Annotated in this window: 14 protein-coding genes; 11 read left to right on the top strand and 3 right to left on the bottom strand. The window is 74.4% G+C overall.

What is annotated here, in order from left to right; translation table 11 throughout:
- Nucleotides 1–41: 41 nt before the first annotated feature.
- Genes pstC through pstB form a run of 3 tightly spaced genes read left to right on the top strand, consistent with a single transcriptional unit; the run spans nucleotide 42 to nucleotide 2886 of the window.
- A complete protein-coding gene (gene pstC / locus ACI79G_RS06355; protein ID WP_456880292.1) occupies nucleotides 42–998 on the top strand; it encodes a phosphate ABC transporter permease subunit PstC in 957 nt (318 codons plus the stop codon).
- Complete coding sequence (pstA, locus tag ACI79G_RS06360; RefSeq protein ID WP_456880293.1) at nucleotides 998–2083, top strand: phosphate ABC transporter permease PstA; 1086 nt, start codon at nucleotides 998–1000, stop codon at nucleotides 2081–2083. The genes pstC and pstA overlap by 1 nt, the downstream gene beginning before the upstream one ends.
- Nucleotides 2084–2106: 23 nt before the next feature.
- Complete coding sequence (gene pstB, locus ACI79G_RS06365; protein ID WP_456880294.1) at nucleotides 2107–2886, top strand: phosphate ABC transporter ATP-binding protein PstB; 780 nt, start codon at nucleotides 2107–2109, stop codon at nucleotides 2884–2886.
- A 201-nt stretch (nucleotides 2887–3087) separates the two neighbouring features.
- Here pstB and ACI79G_RS06370 read toward each other — a convergent pair whose 3' ends face one another.
- Nucleotides 3088–5250 carry an LCP family glycopolymer transferase gene (locus ACI79G_RS06370; RefSeq protein WP_456880295.1) on the bottom strand — a complete coding sequence of 721 codons (2163 nt, stop codon included), beginning with the start codon at nucleotides 5248–5250 and terminating at the stop codon, nucleotides 3088–3090.
- A 178-nt stretch (nucleotides 5251–5428) separates the two neighbouring features.
- Here ACI79G_RS06370 and ACI79G_RS06375 point away from each other — a divergent pair, with 178 nt between their 5' ends.
- Nucleotides 5429–6589 (top strand): hypothetical protein, encoded by a 1161-nt coding sequence (locus ACI79G_RS06375; protein WP_456880296.1) that lies wholly within the window; start codon nucleotides 5429–5431, stop codon nucleotides 6587–6589.
- Between the two features lie 41 nt (nucleotides 6590–6630).
- Here the strand turns inward: ACI79G_RS06375 and ACI79G_RS06380 are convergent, their stop codons facing one another.
- Nucleotides 6631–7062 (bottom strand): DUF2795 domain-containing protein, encoded by a 432-nt coding sequence (locus ACI79G_RS06380; protein ID WP_456880297.1) that lies wholly within the window; start codon nucleotides 7060–7062, stop codon nucleotides 6631–6633.
- A gap of 40 nt (nucleotides 7063–7102) precedes the next feature.
- Nucleotides 7103–7312 carry a DUF2945 domain-containing protein gene (locus ACI79G_RS06385; protein WP_456880298.1) on the bottom strand — a complete coding sequence of 70 codons (210 nt, stop codon included), beginning with the start codon at nucleotides 7310–7312 and terminating at the stop codon, nucleotides 7103–7105.
- Nucleotides 7313–7591: 279 nt separating this feature from the next.
- Between ACI79G_RS06385 and ACI79G_RS06390 the strand changes: the two genes are divergently transcribed.
- The 7 genes from ACI79G_RS06390 (at nucleotide 7592) to ACI79G_RS06420 (ending at nucleotide 14742) form a co-directional block, all read left to right on the top strand.
- Nucleotides 7592–8362: a siderophore-interacting protein gene (locus ACI79G_RS06390; protein ID WP_456880299.1), complete on the top strand. Its 771-nt coding sequence runs from the start codon at nucleotides 7592–7594 to the stop codon at nucleotides 8360–8362.
- Nucleotides 8363–8461: 99 nt separating this feature from the next.
- On the top strand, nucleotides 8462–9184 hold the full coding sequence (locus ACI79G_RS06395) for a response regulator transcription factor (protein WP_456880300.1): 723 nt from the start codon (nucleotides 8462–8464) through the stop codon (nucleotides 9182–9184).
- 73 nt (nucleotides 9185–9257) lie between these two features.
- A complete protein-coding gene (locus ACI79G_RS06400; RefSeq protein WP_456880301.1) occupies nucleotides 9258–10904 on the top strand; it encodes a sensor histidine kinase in 1647 nt (548 codons plus the stop codon).
- Between the two features lie 30 nt (nucleotides 10905–10934).
- Nucleotides 10935–11648 carry a PaaI family thioesterase gene (locus tag ACI79G_RS06405; protein WP_456880302.1) on the top strand — a complete coding sequence of 238 codons (714 nt, stop codon included), beginning with the start codon at nucleotides 10935–10937 and terminating at the stop codon, nucleotides 11646–11648.
- On the top strand, nucleotides 11645–12394 hold the full coding sequence (locus ACI79G_RS06410; protein WP_456880303.1) for an inositol monophosphatase family protein: 750 nt from the start codon (nucleotides 11645–11647) through the stop codon (nucleotides 12392–12394). The genes ACI79G_RS06405 and ACI79G_RS06410 overlap by 4 nt, the downstream gene beginning before the upstream one ends.
- Before the next feature lie 96 nt (nucleotides 12395–12490).
- Nucleotides 12491–13399, top strand: coding sequence for a sulfate adenylyltransferase subunit CysD (gene cysD, locus ACI79G_RS06415; protein ID WP_456880304.1), 909 nt, complete (start codon nucleotides 12491–12493; stop codon nucleotides 13397–13399).
- The gene (locus ACI79G_RS06420) at nucleotides 13399–14742 is read left to right on the top strand and encodes a sulfate adenylyltransferase subunit 1 (RefSeq protein WP_456880305.1); all 1344 of its coding nucleotides are present in this window, start codon (nucleotides 13399–13401) and stop codon (nucleotides 14740–14742) included. The genes cysD and ACI79G_RS06420 overlap by 1 nt, the downstream gene beginning before the upstream one ends.
- Nucleotides 14743–14772 lie beyond the last annotated feature (30 nt).

The following is a 14772-nucleotide window of genomic DNA, read 5'->3' on the forward strand; positions in this document are numbered from 1 at the left end:
GCCGGGTCCCCAGGCACCGGCCCACACACCACGGAGCAGCGGTGAGCAGCACCAGGACCACACCCCCGTCCCCCGCCGGGACCGGACGGTCGGTCCGCCGTCCCGGTGACCGGGTCTTCGCCGGTACCGCCAAGGGCGCCGGCATCCTGATCCTCGTCATCCTCGCGGGGGTCGCCGCGTTCCTCGTCGTGGAGGCGGTGCCCGCGCTGACCGCCCCGGCCGAGGACATCCCCGGCGACGGCGGCCTGGCCTCCTACATCGCCCCGCTGGTCTTCGGCACCCTGCTCGCGGCGGTCATCGCGCTGCTCGTGGCGACGCCGCTGGCCGTGGCCATCTCCCTGTTCATCGGCTACTACGCGCCGCGGCGGATCGCCCAGGGCCTGGGCTACCTGGTCGACCTGCTCGCCGCGATCCCGAGCATCGTCTACGGCTTCTGGGGCATCTTCTGGCTCGCGCCGAAGCTGGTGCCCTTCTACCAGTGGCTCGAGCGCGACCTCGGCTTCCTCCCGCTGTTCGCCGGCCCGGCCTCGACCACCGGGCGCACCATGCTGACCACCGGCCTGGTCCTCGCCGTGATGATCCTGCCGATCGTGAGCGCCATCTCCCGCGAGGTCTTCCTGCAGGTCCCGAGCCTGCACCGCGAGGCGGCGCTCGCCCTGGGCGCCACCCGCTGGGAGATGATCCGGATGGCGGTCCTCCCCTACGGCCGCTCCGGCGTCATCGGCGGCGCCATGCTGGGCCTGGGCCGGGCACTCGGCGAGACCATGGCCGTGGCGATCGTGCTGTCGGTCTCCGGCGGCATCACGTTCAACCTGATCAGCAGCGGCAACCCGTCGACCATCGCGGCGAACATCGCCCTGGAGTTCCCCGAGTCCTCGGGCATCGACATCAACACGCTGATCGCCAGCGGCCTGGCCCTGTTCGTCATCACCCTCGCGGTGAACATGCTGGCCCGCGCGATCGTGAACCGGCGCGCCGACTTCTCCGGAGCGAACTGATGAGCCAGACCTCCACCGCCCCGGCGCCCACGGGGAGCAGCGCCCCCGCGCCACGCCGCGGCGAGCGCGCCCGGCGGCTGCCGAACTGGTCGCCCTGGGCGGTCTTCCTGGGGGCCGCCGTCGTCGTGGGCGCGCTCTGGCCGGTGTTCGACCTCAACATCGCGCTGTTCGTGCTCTACACCGTCGTCCTCGGGACACTGGCGGTGTACCTGCTGACCCGGACCGTGGAGGGCCCCCGGCGGGCCACCGACCGGCTGGTGACCTGCCTGGTGGTCAGTGCCTTCGGGCTGGCGATGGTGCCCCTGGTCTCCCTGGTCTGGGAGGTCGTCAGCCGCGGCGCCGCACGGCTGGACGGCGAGTTCTTCAACTCCTCGCTCGTCGGCATCGTGGGCGAGGGCGGCGGCGCCTACCACGCCATCATGGGCACGCTGATCATCACGGCGCTGACCACGCTGATCTCCGTGCCGATCGGCCTGATGACGGCGATCTTCCTCGTCGAGTACGCCCGCGGGCGGCTGAAGCGGGCGATCACCTTCCTGGTCGACGTCATGACCGGCATCCCGTCGATCGTGGCCGGCCTGTTCGCCTACGCGCTGTTCGCGATCTTCTTCGGCCCGGGCATCCGGCTCGGCGTCATGGGCGCGATCGCGCTGTCGGTGCTGATGATCCCGGTCGTCGTCCGCTCGGCGGAGGAGGTGCTCAAGCTGGTGCCCAACGAGCTGCGTGAGGCCTCCTACGCGCTGGGGGTGCCGAAGTGGCGCACCATCGTCAAGGTGGTCATCCCGACGGCGATCGCGGGCCTGGGCACCGGCGTCACCCTGGCGATCGCCCGCGTCGTCGGCGAGACCGCTCCCCTGCTGATCACCCTGGGCATCACCAACGCCACGAACCTCGACGCGTTCGACGGTCGCATGGCGACCCTGCCGGTCTACGCCTACTACCAGCTCACCCAGCCGGGCGTCCCGCCGCAGTTCGCCACCGACCGGGCCTGGACGGCGGCCCTCGTCCTGATCATCCTGGTGATGGGTCTCAACGTCGTCGCCCGGCTCATCAGTCGCTTCTTCGCTCCCAAGACCGGTCGCTGACCGGCAACCCTGGAGGACCTCCTGTGGCCAAGCGCATCGACGTCTCCGACCTCAACATCTACTACGGCAACTTCCTGGCGGTCGAGAACGTCAACGTCTCGATCGAGCCGCGCAGCATCACCGCCCTCATCGGGCCGTCGGGCTGCGGGAAGTCGACCTTCCTGCGCTCGATCAACCGGATGCACGAGGTCATCCCGGGCGGGCGCGTCGAAGGCAAGATCGTCATGGACGGGCAGGACCTCTACGGCGCGGACGTCGACCCGGTGGACGTCCGGCGGCAGATCGGCATGGTCTTCCAGCGGCCCAACCCGTTCCCGACCATGTCGATCTACGAGAACGTCGCCGCGGGCATCCGGCTGAACAACAAGAGGATGAAGAAGTCCGACCTCGACGACCTGGTGGAGCGCTCGCTCCGGGGAGCCAACCTCTGGAACGAGGTGAAGGACCGCCTCAACCGCCCGGGCGCCGGGCTCTCCGGTGGTCAGCAGCAGCGGCTGTGCATCGCCCGCGCGATCGCCGTCGAGCCCGACGTCCTGCTCATGGACGAGCCGGCCTCCGCGCTGGACCCGATCTCCACGCTGGCGATCGAGGACCTGATGGCCGACCTCAAGGAGCGGTTCACCATCGTCATCGTCACCCACAACATGCAGCAGGCGGCGCGGGTGAGCGAGCAGACCGGCTTCTTCAACCTCAGCGGGGTCGGCCAACCGGGCCGGCTGATCGAGTTCAACCCGACCGAGAAGATCTTCAGCAACCCGGACCAGAAGGCGACCGAGGACTACATCTCCGGCCGCTTCGGCTGAGCCGACCCGCCTCCGGGGCCGCCGTGGGACTCCCCGCGGCGGCCCCCTCGCGTCGTGTGCACGCACCGCGATGCGGGCGCACACCCGGGCCCAGGGCCGAGCAGGATTGCCCACCCCCACGTCGTCCCCTGCTCCCGCCGTGTGAGCAGCGCCCGAGGTCGCCGGGGGAACACCCGCGCCGGGCCGCGGGCGGGGCCGAGCTCAGCAGCTGGCGGCCGCGACCGGCTGGGCGGACGGGGTGGCGGGCGCCGCGGGGGCGGGCGTCTCCGGGGCCGCGACCGGCGCCGGGGGGATCTCGACCGGCACGACGCTGGAGAAGCCCGGCCCGATGACCAGCTGGACGGCCCCGCCGGTCGCGTCGCTGGGCTGCAGCACCGCACCGGGGACGGCGGCGGCGACGGTCCGGGCCTGGTCCTCGGCGCCGGCGCCGAAGCGGACGACGGTCTCGTTGACCACACCGAGCTCGTTGCCGACCTGACCGACGCCGAAGCCCTGGGCCCGCAGCTGGTCGGCCACGGTGGCGGCCAGCCCGCTGGTGGCGGTGCCGTTGAGGACGTCGAGGGTGATCCCCGCGGGCGTGGCGGTCAGCGGCTGCTCGGCGGGCGTGGTGACGGGCTGCTCGGCCGCCGCGGGAGCGGGCGCAGCGGCCACGGCGGCCGGGTCGGCGGGGTCGGGCTCGACCAGCTCGTCGGGGAGCCGGCCCTCCTCGATGACCTGGTCGAACAGGGAGCGGGTGGCGGTGGCGTCGAGCACGACGTGGGCCCGCTCGCTCCCCGCGGGCACGTGACCCACCTGGGCCACCGGCAGGCCGATCCGCTGCACCGCGTCGCCGGACAGGTCGCCGAGGGTGCCGGCGAGGGTGCGCAGGTCGCCGAGGGTGGTCGTCGCGTCGACGGTGAGGGCGTCGGAGGCGCGGGTCAGGAACCGGGTGAGGGTGGCCGGGTTGCCGAGGGTCCCCGTCGACATCGCCGTCCGCAGGGTGGAGGTGAGCACCAGCTGCGCGCGCTCGGCGACCGCCTGGCCGGTGACGTCGGCACCGGCGTCCCCGGGGGCGAGGTAGCCGGTGGCGCGGTCCCCGGACATGGTGCTCGCGCCGGTGGGGAGCGGCTCGGCCGAGGTGGTCACCGCCGGCGTCGCCACGGGCAGGCAGACGGCGACGCCACCGAGGGCGTCGACCATGCCGGGCAGCCGGGCCAGGTCCACGCCGAGGTAGTGGTCGACGCGCAGGCCGGAGAGCTGCTGCACCACGCGGACCGTGCACGACGGCCCGCCCTGCAGCAGCGAGTCGGCGAAGGACTCGGTGACCGCCTCGCGCACCTCGCCGTCGGCGCCGACGCACGCGGGGGTGTCGACCAACGCGGTCGGCGGGATGCTGACCAGGACGGCCCGCTCCTCGTCCGCGGTGACGTGCGCCAGGAGAGTGGCCACCGAGGCCGGCCCCTCCGCGCCGGGCAGGCCCGTGCCGACGACCAGGTAGGTGGCCGCGCCCTCCTGCAGCCGGGGCGCGAGCACCTCGGCGCCGTCGGGGGTCAGCGCGTCGACGCGCTCGATGCGGTGGTCGACGTAGAAGTACAGCCCCAGGTGGTAGGCGAGGACGACGCCCAGGACGGCCGCCAGGCCGACGGCGGCGCGGACGAGCCGGCGGCGGCCGGGGCTGCGGGCGGCGCGGCGGGCGGCCCGGCGCTCGCGCGGCGAGGGCGGCGCGAGCCGGGTGGCGCCGGACGGTGCGGCGTCCCGGCCCGGGATCGGCGGCAGCGGCGCGATCGGCCGGGACGGGCGGTGACCCGTCCCCTCGTCGAACGGCGGGAAGAGCGGCACCGACGGGCGGCCCGACGGCGGCACCGGCGGCAGCCCGCTGCGCGGCGGCTCGGCCGGGGGCTGCGGCTGCGCGGTCGGTGCCGGCGGCGGAGGGACGGCGGCCGGCGTCACGGCGACCGCGGGCGCGCGCCCGGCCGGCCCGCCCGGGACCGGGGGCAGGCCGCGCTGCGGGGCCGGGGTGTCGTCGGCCGGCCGGGGGACGTCGCCGGCACGCCGCCCGGAGGGCAACCGGGCCGCCGGGAGCGCAGCGGGGGCCGGTGAGGCGGTGGGGGCCGATGGGTCGGCGGGCACCGGGGGCAGGCCGCGCCGGCGCTCCGGGGCCTCCTGCCCGGTGGCCAGGGGTAGCGGGATCTCACCGGTGCGGGCGGCCCGGCGGCGGCCGACCTCGCCGCCCTGGCGGGCGATCAGCTGCTCGACGGTGATCGGCTCACGGGCCGGTGTCCCCCCGCCCGCGGCCGGGGACGGCGCGGCCGGGCGGCGCCGACCGCGGAGACGCCCGGACGACCGGGGCTCCCCCGCGTCGTCGCGCGTGCGCTCGTTCCCCACCCGTGCCGACACCCCATCGTCGAACCACCGCCCTGACGGGCGCCGTCGTCCCCGCCCGCGCGGAAGTACCGCTGCGCAGTCGGGCAGTCACCCACGATACGGGCGCGGAGGGCTCCTCCCGGGTGGGACGCGCGGGATCGGCGGGCGGGACCCTGCAGGCCGTCGTAGCGTCCCGGAGGTGAAGCTGCCGTTCGTGCCGGGCCCGTCCGACGTGGTCTCCGCGGTGGAGGGACTCCGCGAGGGCGTCACCGAGGCGCTGGCGCTGGTCCCGCGACTGTCGGCGGTCGTCGGGCGCGTGGAGTCGCTGCTCGACCGGGTCGAGGGTGTGGTGGACCGGGCAGACGCGGCGATCACCGCCGTGGAGGGCACCCGCCGGCGGGCGGACGACGCCGTCGCCGCCGTGCAGGTCACCCGGCAGAGGGCCGACGACGAGATCGCCGCCGTGGACAGGACCCGGCGGAACGCCGACGACGCCATCGCGGCGGTCAGGCACATCCAGCGCAGGGCCGACGAGGCCATCAGCGCGGTCGGGGACACCCAGCGCAAGGCCGACGAGGCCATCACCGCGGTCGGGGACACCCAGCGCAAGGCCGACGAGGCCATCACCGCGGTCGGGGACACCCAGCGCAAGGCCGACGAGGCCATCACCGCGGTCGGGGACACCCAGCGCAAGGCCGACGAGGCCATCCTGGCGGTGGGCCGCACGGTCGCCCGCTCCGACGACGCGATCACCGCGATCGGACGGACGATCTCCCGTTCGGACGACGCCGTCGCCGCCGTCGAGGAGACGGTCGCCCGCTCCGACCAGGCGATCACCGCCGTGGAGGCCACGATCGGCAGGTCCGACGACGCCATCACCGCTGTGGAGGGCACCATCGCCCGCTCGGACGACGCGATCACCGCCGTCGGGCGGACCATCTCCCGTTCCGACGAGGCGATCGCCGCGGTCGGCGGGACGATCTCCGCCGCGGACGGCGCGGTGGGACGGGCCGAGGGGCTGCTGGGCCGGGTCGACCCGATGGTCGACGTGTTCCAGGAGCCGCTGACCGCTCTCGCGCCGGCGGTGCGCCGCCTGGCGGCGAGCATCGACCCGGACGAGGTGGAGGCGGTGGTCGCCTTCATCGACCGGCTGCCCCAGCTGATGACGCACCTCGACGAGGACATCCTGCCGGTGATCGGGTCCATGGGATCGGTCGGTGAGGACGTGCACGACCTGCTCGACACCATGCAGGACCTGCGACACGTGGTGAAGGGCTTCCCCGGCTCCCGGCTGTTCCGCCGGCGGGGCGCCGAGGAGATCGCGGAGGACGAGGAGCGGGAGGCCGCCGAGGGCGGGTGACGGCCGGGATCCGGGTGCACCCGGCTCCCGGCCGCCACGCGTCAGGTCTCGGTCGGGTAGCCCAGCGCGCGGACGACGTCCCCGATCCGCTCGTAGGTCTCGCCCTCGGGCAGCCGGCGCAGCTCGTCGACGACCGCGTCCGGGGCCCGGTGGTCCAGGGCCGCCTCGACGAGCGTCGGCCCGTCGCTCGGGAAGTCGGCCCGGTCCAGCCAGCGGGCCAGCTCGGCGCGGGCGACGACGGCGTCCTCGGTCATGCCCACCGGCACACCGCCGACCAGGGTGCCCGTCGGATCCGCCGTGATGTCCGGGTCGCCCTCGGCGATCGGCTCGACCTCACGCCACTCCTCCGAGCGGGTCGCGTGCTCGGCCTTGAGCATCCCCTGGATCTCGTGCTCGAGCTCCTCGTCCACCCGCGGACTGTGCTTGGTGCTGCGCGCGGCCGTTCCGGCGAACTGGTCTCCGGTCTCGCTCACGATCGTCCTCCTCCTGGTGCCTTCATCTGTGCCGCGCCGGTCACTTCTCGTCCAGGGCGCCGGGCTTGTGCACCGCGGTCTTGCCGGTCTTGTCGCTCTCGACCTCGTACTGCGGCTCGTCCTCGCTGGCCTTCACCTTCCGGCCGGCCGCCTCCGTCTCGGACGTGATCTCGCGCTTGACGGTGCCCTCGACCTCCTGGCCGTGGCTCTTCCAGGTGACGTGGTCACCCTTCTCCAGGTCGTCCGACACGTGGTCCTCCCCGGCTGCTCGGTGCGGTCCCCCCGCCACTGCCCGGCGCGGGCCCGGGACACACATCACCCGTCCGGGAGGACCAATCACCCGTGCGGGCACTGACGCACGCGCAATCGTCACGTAGCGTTCTGCCCGACGGGGAGCGCCACGCCGTTCTCGCTGCTCAAAGCGGGGTGAACGAACACTCAGCGTGACGACTCCGTCCTCGATCGCCGGCCCGGTCGACCCCATTCCCCCGGGGTCGGCCGGGTCGGCCCGCATCTACGCTCGGGTCCCGTGACCGTCCCAGACCCCACCCGGCCGGTCGACGTCCTCACCGTGACCTCGGTCCACGACGTCACCCCCTCGGTGCGCCGCATCCTGCTCTCGGGCACGCCCGCGGCGGCCGAGGCCGCCGGCCCCACGATCTCGCTGCTGGTCCCCCGGGTCGGCGACCCGGCGCCGCGCTGGCCGTCGGTGCAGCGGGACGGGCGGATCGTCTGGCCCGAGGGCGCGCACGGGGTGAGCCTGCGCAGCTACACCGCCCGCCGGCAGGACCCCGAGCGCGGCGAGGTGGAGATCGACTTCGTGCTGCACGGCGACGGCCCGGCGGCGGCGTGGGCCGGGGCCGCCGTCCCCGGGACGACGGTGGCCGTCGCGGGCGGTGGCCCGCTGGGCGACCGCCCGGCCGGGTGGCTGCTGCTGGCCGGCGACGAGACGGCGCTGCCGGCGATCACCCGCATCCTGGCGTCGGCGCCGCCCTCGACCCGCGGCGTCGCGCTGGTGGAGGTCGCCGACGCCGCCGAGGAGCAGCCGCTGCCGGCACCGGAGGGGGTGGAGGTCCGCTGGCTGCACCGCGAGGGCACCCCGCCCGGTGAGGGGACGCTGCTGGTCGACGCCGTCGCGGCGCTGGAGCGGCCCGAGGGCGAGGACCTCTTCGCCTGGGTGGCCGCGGAGTCCGCGACGGTCCGAGCGGTGCGCGCCGACCTCCGCGGCCGGTGGGGGCTGGGCCGGGCGCAGCACCACGCGATCGGCTACTGGCGGCGCGGCCGGGCGATGGGCGGGTGACCGCCGTCCAGACTCCTCACAGGGAACGCCCAGGGGTGCTCCAGCAGCGGGCCGCACCCTCGTGACATGACCACCGCAATGCGTTCGACGGGAGGTGCTGTGAGCAGCACCGACAGGGGCTCGGCACCGGAGGCCCGCCTCCTCGTGGTGGACGACGAGCCCAACATCCGCGAGCTGCTGTCGGCCAGCCTCCGCTACGCCGGCTTCGAGGTGGCCACGGCCGCGGACGGGCAGCAGGCGCTGGCGATGGCCGCGTCCTTCCGCCCCGACCTGCTGGTGCTCGACGTGATGATGCCCGGGCTGGACGGCTTCGGCGTCGTCCGCCGGCTGCGGGAGAGCGGCCGGCACACCCCCGTGCTCTTCCTCACCGCCCGCGACGCGGCGGAGGACAAGGTGTCCGGACTCACCCTGGGCGGCGACGACTACGTCACCAAGCCGTTCAGCCTCGACGAGGTGCTCGCCCGCATCCGGGCCGTGCTGCGCCGCAGCACCGGGCCGCAGCGCCCCGCCGACGCCCCGCGGCTCTCCTTCGCCGACATCGAGCTCGACGAGGAGTCGCACGAGGTCGTGAAGGCCGGCCAGGTGGTCAACCTGTCCCCGACGGAGTTCAAGCTGCTGCGCTACCTGATGGCCAACGCCGGGCGCGTGCTGTCCAAGGCGCAGATCCTCGACCACGTGTGGAACTACGACTTCAACGGCGACGCCAACGTCGTCGAGTCCTACATCTCCTACCTGCGCCGCAAGGTCGACACCACCGAGCCGCGGCTGCTCCACACCATCCGCGGCGTGGGCTACACGCTGCGGCTGCCCCGCGGGACGTGACCGAGGTCGCAGGGTCACGCCACGGGGTGGCACTGTCGGGCACGAGCTCGATGAGGACCGGCGAGGAGGGCACGTGACCGAGGTCGCGAGGTCACGCCACGAGGTGGAACCGCCGCCGGGCACGAGCTCGACCAGCACCGGCGAGCTGAGCCATGCGGGCGCCGGCGCGACCTGGCGGACCGACGTGGCGCCCGCCCGTTCGTGGTCGGCGCCCCGGCTGCCACTGCGGATCACCCTCGTGGCGATGCTCCTGGGCCTGGTCGCCGTCGCACTGACCCTGACGGGGTTCATCACCAGCGCGCTGCTCCAGGACTACGCCCGGGGACAGCAGAACCAGCAGCTCCACGACACCCTGGTTAGCTACGAGGACAAACCCTGGTTCCGCAACGGGTGCTCGGGACGGTGGGGAGGTCCGGACGACGCCACGATCGGGACGATCTACGTGGCCTGCCTCCCCCCCGAGAGCGACGAGGCCATCCTGATCTCCGGGCCGCCACGGCCGCAGGACAGCCTGCCGGTGATCAGGGGCGAAGCCGTCGACCGGCTGCTCGACGGCACCGGCCGTCCCGTCTTCGCAGAGGCGGAGGACGGGACGAACTGGTTGCTCAAGAGCCGGGACGCCGGCGGTGGTGTGACCGCGATCGCGGGGGTCGACCTCGACCGCGACGACCGCTTGATCCACCGGCTGGTCGCCCTGCAGGTGGTGGTCGGCCTGGTGATCCTGGTCCTGCTCGGCTACGCCGCCTACGTGCTGGTCCGCAACAGCCTCCGGCCGCTCACCGAGGTGGAGCGGACGGCGCGTGCCATCGCCGCCGGCGACCTCTCGCAGCGGGTACCGGCCGGCGACGAACGCACCGAGGTCGGCCGGCTGTCCCTGGCGCTCAACGGGATGCTCGCCCGCATCGAGCGGTCCTTCCGGGCGCAGCAGGCCTCCGAGGAGCAGGCCCGCGCCTCGGAGACCCGGATGCGCCGGTTCGTCGCCGACGCCAGCCACGAGCTGCGCACCCCGCTGACCTCGATCCGCGGCTTCGCCGAGCTCTACCGGCAGGGTGCGGTGCGCAGCCCGGAGGAGACCGCCCGGCTGATGGAGCGCATCGAGTCCGAGGGCGCCCGGATGGGCCTGCTGGTCGAGGACCTGCTGCAGCTGGCCCGCCTGGACCAGCAGCGCCCGCTCACCATCACGCCGGTCGACCTGGCCGAGGTCGCGGGGGACGCCGTCCACGACGCCCGGGCCGTCCAGCCCGACCGGCCGATCACCCTGCACCTGGACGAGTCGCTCAGCGAGGTGCCCGTGGTCCTCGGCGACGAGGCCCGGCTGCGGCAGGTCGTCGGCAACCTGGTGACCAACGCCCTGGTGCACACGCCACCGACCGCGCCGGTCACGGTCGGCATCTCCGACGAGCCGGCGCCGACCGACGGGACGGCGGACGGCGACGACGGCGGTGTGGTCGTGCTGCGGGTGTCCGACCAGGGCCCGGGCATGGCGCCCGAGGACGCCGCGCGGGTGTTCGAGCGCTTCTACCGCGCCGACCCGTCCCGCGCCCGGACGGCGGGCGGCACCGGACTGGGGCTGGCCATCGTCAGCGCGCTGGTGCACGCGCACGGCGGCACGGTGCACCTGGACACCGCCCCCGGCCGGGGCGCGACCTTCACCGTCCGGCTGCCCCGGTCCGGTCCGGGCCCGGCGGCCCCGCCGCTGGCGGACGGCCCGGCGGCCTGAGCCTCCGGGCGGTCCGGTTACCGTCCGCGGGTGACCTCCGACGCGGGCGGGCAGCCCTACGACGCCGACCTGATGGCCGCGGTGACCGAGCTCGGCACGGCCCTGCGGGAGCTGGTGGACGCCTCCGTGCTCACCACCGTCCCGGCAGAGCAGCTGCGGGCCGCGGCCGCCGACGCGCGGGCCGTCACCGCCCGCCTGGCCGCCGCGCAGCGGCCGGTGACGCAACTGCCCGTGCTGGACGACCCGCTGGTCTTCCGCCGCGTCTACAACCCGGTGAGCGGGGTGGGCAGCGCCCTCGCGCCGCCGGTGCGGATCCGCCGGGTCGAGGGCGGCGTCGTCGGCGAGGCCCTGCTCGGTCCGGCCTACGAGGGCCCGCCCGGCTACGTGCACGGCGGCATGAGCAGCCTGCTCATGGACCAGCTGCTCGGCTCGGCGGCGATCGCCGCGGGGCTGTGGGGCATGACCGTCCGCCTGGAGGTGGACTACCGGCGGCCGGTGCCGCTCTCGACCCCCCTGACGATGCGGGCGCAGGTCACCGAGGCCGCCGGCCGCAAGTGCGTCGTCACCGGCACGATCGCGACCACGGCGGCGCCCGACCGGACGCTGGTCGAGGCCCGCGGCGTGTTCGTCATGCCGCGCGAGGAGCTGCGCGCCGACTACTTCGGCGCGATCACCGACGCCTCCGGCCAGCACCGGCCACCGGGGCGCCCCACCGACGCCACCGCCCTGTCCGACCGCCCGTGAGGGACGTCGAGGTCGCCGCCGCCGCGGCCCGGGCGGCCGCCGCCGTCCTCACCGGGCTGCGCGAGGAGGGCCGGCTCACCGGCCGGGCGCTCGGGGACGCCGGCGACGCCGGCGCGCAGGCCGCGATCGCCGGGGTGCTGGCCGAGCACCGTCCGGACGACGCCGTGTTCAGCGAGGAGGCGGTCGACGACCGCCGCCGGCTGACCGCCGACCGGGTGTGGATCGTCGACCCGCTCGACGGCACGCGCGAGTACGGCGAGGTGCCGCGGCCGGACTGGGCGGTGCACGTGGCGCTGTGGGCGGCGGGCGAGCTGACGGCTGCCGCCGTGGCGCTGCCCGCGCTGGGCGAGGTGCTGGTGACCGACCCCGCGCCCGTGGTGCCCCCGCCGGGAGGCGGCCGGCCGCGGATCGCGGTCAGCCGCAGCCGCCCGCCCGCGGTGGCCGCCACCGCGGCGGCGGCCCTCGACGCCGAGCTGGTGCCGATGGGCTCGGCCGGGTGGAAGGTGACCGCCGTCGTCCGCGGCGAGGCCGACGCCTACGTGCACGCCGGCGGCATGTACCAGTGGGACTCGGCCGCACCGGTCGCCGTCGCTCGGGCCGCGGGGCTCACCGCCGTCCGGCTCGGCGGCTCGGCCCTGGTCTACAACGAGCCCGACCCGTCCCTGCCGGACCTGCTGGTCTGCCGCCCGGAGCTGGCCGACCGGCTGCTGGCCGCGGTGCGACCGGGGTCACAGCCGTTCACGTAGGGCGATGACGGAGACTGGTACCCGGGAATCCCCCCCGGGCCGGTGCGGTTGCTGCTGGTTCCGGCCTTGTCCCCGACCTCCCCGGAGCCCCAGCTCGTGACCACACCCGACTACCGGCTCTCCCAGCTGGAGACGCTGGAGGCCGAGTCCATCCACGTCATCCGCGAGGTGGCCGCGGAGCTCGAGCGCCCGGTGCTGCTCTTCTCCGGCGGCAAGGACTCCATCGTCATGCTGGAGCTGGCCCGCAAGGCGTTCTCGCCGGCCCGCATCCCGTTCCCGGTCATGCACGTCGACACCGGGCTGAACTTCCCCGACGTGCTGGAGTTCCGCGACAAGCGGGTCGCCGAGCTCGGCGTGCAGCTGATCGTGGCCTCGGTGCCCGACGCCATGGCCAAGGGCCTGGTGAAGGAGGAGCCCAACGGCTCCCGCAACCGCATCCAGACGCCGGTGCTGCTCGACGCGGTCGAGGAGCACGGCTTCACCGCGCTGTTCGGCGGCGCCCGCCGCGACGAGGACAAGGCGCGCGCCAAGGAGCGGGTGTTCTCCTTCCGCGACGAGTTCGGCCAGTGGGACCCGAAGAACCAGCGCCCCGAGCTGTGGGACCTGTACAACGGCCGCATCCACCTCGGTGAGTCGATCCGGGTCTTCCCGCTGTCGAACTGGACCGAGCTGGACATCTGGCAGTACATCGCCCGCGAGCAGATCGCCATCCCGCCGCTGTACCTCGCGCAGGAGCGGGAGGTCGTCGAGCGCCAGGGGATGCTGTACGCGGTCAACGAGTTCATCCGCCCCAAGGACGGCGAGCAGCCGTTCCGGGCCACGGTCCGGTACCGCACCGTCGGCGACGCGAACCTGACCGCCGCCGTCCGCTCGGAGGCCACCACGGTCGAGGAGGTCATCGCCGAGATCGCGGTGACCCGGATGACCGAGCGGGGCGCCACCCGGGGCGACGACAAGGTCAGCGACGCCGCCATGGAGGACCGGAAGAAGGAGGGCTACTTCTGATGGCTCCCGCCGACACGTACCCCACCGTGACCGACGCCGACGAGCCGGTCGACGTGCACTCGGCCGTCGCCGAGCACGCCGTGGGGCTCGCCACCGCGCGCAAGGACATCCTGCGCATCGCGACCGCCGGCTCGGTGGACGACGGCAAGAGCACGCTGATCGGCCGGCTGCTCTACGACAGCAAGGCGATCTTCGAGGACCAGTACGAGGCCGTGGCCCGTGCCAGCAAGGGCGACCACGTCGACCTCGCGCTGCTCACCGACGGCCTGCGGGCCGAGCGCGAGCAGGGCATCACCATCGACGTCGCCTACCGCTACTTCGCCACCCCGCGGCGCACGTTCATCCTGGCCGACACCCCCGGCCACGTGCAGTACACGCGCAACATGGTCACCGGCGCCTCGACCGCCGACCTGGCGATCGTGCTGGTCGACGCCCGCAAGGGCATGGTGGAGCAGAGCCGCCGGCACGCCTTCCTCGCCTCGCTGCTGCGGGTGCCGCACCTGGTGGTCGCCGTCAACAAGATGGACCTCGTCGACTGGTCGGAGGAGGTCTTCGAGTCGATCGCCGACGAGTTCAGCGCGTTCGCGGCCAAGCTCAGCGTGCCGGACCTGACCGTCGTCCCCATCTCGGCGCTGCACGGCGACAACGTCGTCACCCACTCGGCGAACACGCCCTGGTACGAGGGCCCGACGCTGCTGCACCACCTCGAGCACGTGCACGTGGCCAGCGACCGCAACCTCACCGACGCGCGGTTCCCGGTGCAGTACGTCATCCGGCCGCAGACCGAGGAGCACCACGACTACCGCGGCTACGCCGGCACCGTCGCCAGCGGGGTCTTCCGCGTCGGCGACGAGGTCACGGTGCTGCCCAGCGGCCTGCCGACGACGATCGCCGGCATCGACGGCCCGCGCGGCCCGGTCGACGAGGCCTTCCCGCCGATGGCGGTGACGCTGCGGCTCGCCGACGACCTCGACGTCTCCCGCGGCGACCTGATCGGCAAGCCGGAGAACGCCCCGACGGCCACGCAGGACCTCGACGCGCTGGTCTGCTGGATGACCGACGAGCCGCTGCGGCCGCGCCAGCGGATCGCGGTCAAGCACACGACCCGCACGGCACGCGCGATGGTCAAGGAGCTGGCCTACCGGCTCGACGTGAACACGCTGCACCGGGACCGGGAGGCCACCGAGCTCGGCCTCAACGACATCGGCCGGGTGCGCCTGCGCGTCACCCAGCCGCTGTTCGTCGACGACTACACCCGCAACCGGGTGACCGGCCGCTTCATCCTGGTCGACGAGGCCACCAACGCCACCGTCGGCGCCGGGATGCTCACCCCCGCCGGCTGAGAGAAGGCCCCCCTGCCCCCACCGCTCGCA

It is taken from the genome of Geodermatophilus sp. SYSU D00779 (genome assembly GCF_054050595.1).